This is a genomic window from Chryseobacterium phosphatilyticum (assembly GCF_002899825.2).
Classification (GTDB): Bacteria; Bacteroidota; Bacteroidia; order Flavobacteriales; family Weeksellaceae; genus Chryseobacterium; species Chryseobacterium phosphatilyticum.
In genome coordinates, this window is the sequence record NZ_PPED02000045.1 from 1 (window position 1) to 548 (window position 548).

Sequence of the window (548 nt, forward strand, 5' to 3'; positions counted from 1 at the left end):
GACGAGGCCGAGGCACAGGCTCGCCACCGCCGCCGCGGCGAAGGCGCCGAGCCCGAGCGTGAGGGCCGGGGAGGGGGTGGCGTCGCCCTGCCGCCGGCATAGGACGGCAAGACCGCAGAATCCGGCGGCCAGCCCCCCTGCGGCGGCGGCGAAGTCCGGCGCCACCGCGCCGCCCGCAATTCGCAGATAGGCCAGGGCGAGTGCCGCGAGGGGCGCCACCGCCGCGCCCGCCGCGAAGGCCAGCGCGGTGGCATAGGGTAGGCGGCTGCCGCCCAGGAGCCGCAGCGTGCCGAGACCCGCGACCGCGAGCGATCCGGCCGCCGCCAGCGCCAGCAGCAGACCGGGATGGTCCGTGCCGTACCAGAGCAAGAAGAAGGGGGCGCTCGCGGGCTCGGCCGCCTCCGGCCAGAGCACGAGGGCGCCGGCGAGCATCAGGGCCGCGACGGCGCCACCCGTGGCGGCGGGCGCGGCGACGAAACCCGCGATCGCGGGTAGGAGGATCGCCGCCAGGGCAGCGGCAGCCCAAGCCAGGCCGCTGCCAGCATGGG

Annotated in this window: 1 protein-coding gene; it reads right to left on the bottom strand. The window is 77.9% G+C overall.

What is annotated here, in order from left to right; all coding sequences use genetic code 11:
- A partial coding sequence (locus C1631_RS25360; protein WP_228441500.1) for a hypothetical protein occupies positions 1-548 on the bottom strand: 548 nt, incomplete at both ends.